The organism is Streptomyces sp. NPDC001700 (assembly GCF_053596435.1).
Genome location: NZ_JBSFGE010000076.1, coordinates 1 through 3969, shown reverse-complemented (window position 1 = coordinate 3969; position 3969 = coordinate 1). Strand labels below are relative to the sequence as shown.

Annotated in this window: 1 protein-coding gene; it reads right to left on the bottom strand. The window is 73.5% G+C overall.

Annotated elements, in window-relative coordinates; genetic code table 11:
* The coding region (locus ACWC5C_RS41990) for an acyltransferase domain-containing protein (protein ID WP_450884625.1) at positions 1-3969 on the bottom strand (3969 nt) is incomplete at both ends.

Sequence of the window (3969 nt, the reverse complement as noted above, 5' to 3'; positions counted from 1 at the left end):
CGCCCCCACATACCGGGCCAACTGGATCGCCGCCATCCCCACACCACCGGCACCCGCGTGCACCAGCACACGCTCACCCGCCCGCAACCCAGCCAAATCCCGCAACCCGAACAACGCCGTCAGAAACACAATCGGCGTCGTCGCCGCCCGCTCCCACGACCAGGACTGCGGGGCGCGTGCCAGGAACCGGCTGTCGGTGACGGCGTAGGGACCGAAGCTCTGGCCGATCAAGCCCATCACCCGGTCGCCGACTGCCAGTTCCGTCACACCGGGACCGACCTCGGTGACCACACCCGCGCCCTCGCTACCGAGGTTCGCCGCGCCGGGATACATGCCGAGGGCGATGAGGGCGTCTCGGAAGTTGACGCCCGCGGCGCGCACGGCGATCCGCACCTGGCCGTCGGCCAGGGGCCCCAGGGCATCCGGACTCGGGACGAGCGACAGGTTCTCCAGGATGCCCTCGCCCGTCGTGGCCAGGTGCCAGGCGCGCTCCCCCGCCGGGGGCCGCATGGCCGCCGCCGCGCCGGACCGAGCGAGGCGAGGCGCGAGAGGGCGGCCCGCGCGCACCGCGAGCTGGGGCTCGTCGAGGTCGGCTACGAGGGGCAGGGTCAGGGTGCCGGGGGCGGCGCCCGGGTCGAGGTCGACGAGGAGGATGCGGCCCGGGTTCTCCGACTGGGCCGAGCGCAGCAGGCCCCATACGGCGGCGCCCGCGAGATCCGGCCCGGTCTCCCCGCTGTCCGCGGCGGTGGCCGTGACCGCGCCGCGGGTCACCACCAGCAGTCGGGACGCCGTCAGGGTCTCGTCGACGAGCCAGCCCTGGAGCAGTTCCAGGATCCGGCAGGTCTGCTCGCGGGGCACGGCGCCGGGCGGGCAGGAGACGACGACCACGTCGGGTGCCGCTCCGGTGGACTTCGTGGCCCGGGCGAGGGCGGCCAGGTCCTCGTGCGTCTCCACGAGGGTGCCGGCCTCGGCCATGGCGGCGCCGATGCCGAAGTCGTCGGCGCCGAGCACCGCCCAGGCGCCGAGCTGTCCGGGGACCTCGGGCGCCCGGACGGCGGTCCAGTCGATCAGGTACAGGGAGGCGTTCGCCCGGTCCTGGTGGCTGTCGTCGAGCACGCCGGCGGCGAACGGGCGGAACGCGAGGGACTCAACGACCGCGGCGGGCATACCGGTGCCGTCCGCGACGGCGAGGGACACGCTGTGGCCGCCCGCCGGCGAGATCCGTACCCGCAAGGTCGCGGCGCCGATGGCGTGCACGGACACCCCTGACCAGGCGAAGGGCAGGCCGGGCCCGCCGGTGTTCTCGACGAGTCCGCCAAGCGCGACCGCGTGCAGCGCGGCGTCGAACAGCGCCGGGTGCAGGCCGAACGTGCCCGCGGACTCGCGCTGCGCCTCGGGCAACTCCACTTCGACGAAGACGTCGTCACCCTGCCGCCACGCCGCGCGCAACCCCTGGAAGGCGGGTCCGTACGCGAGTCCGGCTTCGGTGAGGCCCGTGTACAGGTCCGTGGTGTCAATCGGGGTGGCGTCGGCCGGTGGCCACACGGTGAAGTCGAAGTCGGGCTCCGGCGGGGTGGGCGAGAGCCGACCGCTGCCGTTGCGGATCCATGGCTGGTCCGCCGAGGCGTCCTCGGGCCGCGAGTGGAGTATCAGGGAGCGGCAGCCCTCGTCGTCGGGTTCGCCGACGACGACGCGCAGGCGCACGCCGCCGCGTTCGGGCAGTACCAGTGGTGCTTCGAGCGTGAGCTCGTCGAGCCGGTCGCAGTCCACGTGGTCGCCGGCGACCATGGCCAGTTCCACGAAGGCCGTGCCCGGCAGGAGCGCCGCGCCGGCCACGGCGTGGTCGGCGAGCCACGGGTGGGTGCGCCGTGAGATCAGGCCGGTGAACAGCGTGCCTCCGCCGTCGGGCAGGTCGGTGGCCGCCGCGAGCATGGGGTGGTGTGCCGCGTCGAGCCCGGCCGACGACACGTCACCGACGCCCCGGCCCGCGGGGGCGAGCCAGTACTGCTTGCGCTGGAAGGCGTAGGTCGGCAGGTCGACGTGGCGCGTACGGTGTCCGGCGAAGGCCACCGCCAGGTCGACCGGTACCCCGTGGACGTGCAGAGTCGCGAGCGCGGTGGTCAGCGCCTGCGGCTCCGGGGTCCCGGCCCGCTGCGCGGTCACGAACAGGGCATCGGCCTCGGGGGGCAGGCAGTCCTGGCCGAGGCCGGTGAGGACACCGTCGGGACCGAGCTCCAGGTACGTGGTCACGCCGAGCGAGTCGAGAGCCCGCATGCCGTCGAGGAAGCGGACGGCCTGCCGGACATGCCGCACCCAGTAGTCGGACGACCCGACGTCCGCGACCGCGCCGGTGACGTTCGACACGACCGGGATTCGCGGAGCCGAGTACGTCAGGGCCTCGGCGACGCGGGCGAACTCGGCGAGCATGGGTTCCATGCGCGGCGAATGGAAGGCGTGGCTGACGTTCAGGCGCTTGACCTTGCGCCCTTGGCCCCGCCAGTGCTCGGCGACCGCCTCGGCGGCGTCCGCCTCTCCGGCGATCACGGTGGCGGCGGGGCCGTTGACGGCGGCGATGCTCACCTGCTCCTCGAGGCCCACCAGGTGGGGCAGCACCTCCTCCTCGGTGGCCTGCAGCGCGATCATCACGCCGCCGGAGGGCAGGGCCTGCATGAGGCGGCCACGCGCGGCGACCAGGACGGCGGCATCAGCGGTCGACAGGACCCCCGCGACGTGGGCGGCGGTCAGCTCGCCTATGGAGTGGCCCATCAGGTAGGTGGGCCGGATGCCGTGCGCCTCGACGAGCCGGTACAGGGCGGTCTCAGTGGCGAACAGGGCGGCCTGGGTGAAGTCGGTGCGGTCGAGCAGCGCCGCCTCGACGGTGCCTTCAGCGGCGAACAAAACCTCCTTCAAGGGCCGTTCGAGATGCTGGTCGAGCTGGTCGCAGACCGCGTCCAGTGCCTCGGCGAACTCCGGGTGGCCGGCGTACAGTTGGCGCCCCATGGCCGCCCGCTGGCTGCCCTGCCCGGTGAAGAGCACGGTGAGCTTACCCGCGGGCCGCTGCTCGCCCGTCACGGTGTGCGGCGCCGCTGTGCCCTCGGCGAGGGCGGCCAGACCGTGCAGGAACTCCTCGGTGTCGCGGGCGACGACCGCGGCACGGTGGTCGAGGGCAGACCTGGTGGTGGCCAGTGCGTGGCCGATGTCGGCGACGCAGGCGCCGGGCAGCTCGGCGACGTGTCGCCGCAGCCGATCCGCCTGTGCCGCGAGGGCCTGCGGTGTACGGGCGGACAGGACCCACGGCAGTGCGGCGGCACCTACGTGGGCGGTGCGCTCCGCGACGTCCGCTTCCTCGGCCGGGGCCGCTTCGAGGATGGCGTGCGCGTTGGTGCCGCTGATGCCGAAAGCCGACACGGCGGCACGGTAGGGCCTGCCGGAGGCGGGCCACGGGGTGGCGGCGTGGAGCAGCGAGACGGCGCCGGACTCCCAGTCGACCTCGGGGGTGGGCTCGTCGGCGTGCAAGGTACGGGGAAGGATGCCGTGGCGCATCGCCATGACCATCTTGATGACGCCCGCGACACCTGCGGCGGCCTGGGAGTGGCCGATGTTCGACTTGATGGAACCGAGCCACAGCGGCTGTCCGGGGTCACGGTCCTTGCCGTACGTGGCCAGCAGCGCCTGCGCCTCGATCGGGTCACCCAGCGAGGTGCCCGTGCCGTGCGCCTCGACCGCGTCCACGTCGGTCGGGGAGAGCCGGGCGTTGGCGAATGCCTGGCGGATGACGCGTTGCTGGGAGGGGCCGTTCGGCGCTGTCAGACCGTTGGACGCACCGTCCTGGTTGACCGCCGAACCCCGCACCACCGCCAGCACCTCATGCCCATTGCGACGCGCGTCCGACAACCTCTCCAACAACAGCAGACCCGCACCCTCCGACCAACCCGTACCATCCGCCCCCGCCCCGAACGCCTTACACCG